We start from the raw sequence: 1472 nt of genomic DNA on the forward strand, positions 1-1472 counted from the left end.
CGTCGCGGGTAGCGCTGAGCCCCGGCATTTCACTTTTCGCGAAATTTTGAAATAGGAATCGGTTCCTATGAGACCCACCACGTCAGACCTTTTGGGCGAAGAGCCCGCAGAGCAGGGCGGCGACCTGGCAAATGCGCTTGTGGACCGCTACACGCTTGCCGCCGTGTTTGGTGTGGCGCCGTCCTCAATCAGCCGGTTCGTCGCCAATGGCATTTTGCGCCGGGCAGAGCCCGGAAAGTTCGCTCTGGCCGAATGCGTCCAAGCCTATGTCACGATGAAAGCCGGAAAGGTGCCGCAAGGCGACGTTGCCCGGCGCCAGAAAGCCGATGCCGACCTTGCCGAGCTGAAAGCCGCGCAGATGGCAGGGAAGCTGTTGGACGCCCGCGAGGTAGAACGCGAATGGTCTGCGACGTGCCGCGACCTTCGCGCGGCCATCCTGGCGCTTCCTGGCCGCCTGTCAGCCCGCCTGCCACACCTTGGCCATGCTGACCTTGCCGCCGTCGACTCCGAACTTCGCGAGGCGCTAGCCGCGCTTGGGGGCGCTGATGACTGACACCCTCGAAGCCGTTCGGCGCCGTTCGCTCCGATCCCTGATCCCGCCGCCGAAAATCGACCTTCCCGATTGGCTGGAAGAAACGATCCGCCTACCGGACACGGTGAGTGCCACGCCGGGGCGTCTTCGTCTCTGGCCGTTCCAGCGGGGCATTGCCGACGCCATCAGCGATCCAGAAACCGAGCGGGTGACGCTGGTGAAATCTGTTCGCGTTGGCCTCTCAACCCTGCTGACGGGCACGCTGGCGAACTATGTGGCCAATGAGCCCGCGCCCATCCTTCTGCTGTTGCCGACCGAAGCCGATTGCCGCGATTATGCCGTCAGCGACCTTGAACCGATTTTCGAGTCAACGCCTGGCCTTCGCGGGCTGCTCACCGATGAACAGGAAGGCGGCCGCAATACCATTTTATCGCGGCGCTTCCCCGGCGGCTCTTTGAAGATTGTTGCCGCGAAGTCCGCCCGCAACCTTCGGCGCCATAACGTCCGCATCCTGCTGATTGACGAAGCCGATGCGATGGAAGTCACGCCGGAAGGTGACCCAATCACGTTGGCCGAACGCCGGACTCTGTCATTTGGAAATCGCAAGATTGTCATAGGCTCGACTCCCACCCTCGAAGATACCTCGAACGTGCTGCGATCCTACGCGGCCAGTGATCAGCGCATCTTCGAAGTGCCGTGCCCGGAATGTGGCGCATTCTTTGAAATCCTCTGGCAGCATATCAAATGGCCGGAAGGCGAACCGGGCGCCGCCTGGTGTGAGTGCCCGCATTGCGCCGAACAGATCGAAGAGCGCCGGAAACCGGACATGGTAGCAGCGGGCGCCTGGCGCGCGACGGCGCCGCACGTTAAAGGGCATGCGGGCTTCCGGATTAACGCGCTTGTTTCGACGCTGGCCAATGCGAGCTGGGGACGCCTGGCG

Annotated in this window: 2 protein-coding genes; both read left to right on the forward strand. The window is 62.8% G+C overall.

The genetic code is table 11. The features are described from left to right. Nucleotides 1-67: 67 nt before the first annotated feature. The gene (locus HPO_RS20135) at nucleotides 68-553 is read left to right on the forward strand and encodes a hypothetical protein (protein ID WP_157532937.1); all 486 of its coding nucleotides are present in this window, start codon (nucleotides 68-70) and stop codon (nucleotides 551-553) included. After that, the coding region (locus HPO_RS19330) for a phage terminase large subunit family protein (RefSeq protein WP_035602862.1) at nucleotides 546-1472 on the forward strand (927 nt) is incomplete at its 3' end. The genes HPO_RS20135 and HPO_RS19330, both read left to right, overlap by 8 nt.

Origin of the sequence: Hyphomonas polymorpha PS728, from assembly GCF_000685315.1 — a bacterium.
Classification (GTDB): Bacteria; Pseudomonadota; Alphaproteobacteria; order Caulobacterales; family Hyphomonadaceae; genus Hyphomonas; species Hyphomonas polymorpha.

Bases quoted from the DNA above. Each gene is read 5' to 3' on its own strand.
- HPO_RS20135 (WP_157532937.1), top strand. From the start codon at position 68: ATGAGACCCACCACGTCAGACCTTTTGGGCGAAGAGCCCGCAGAGCAG.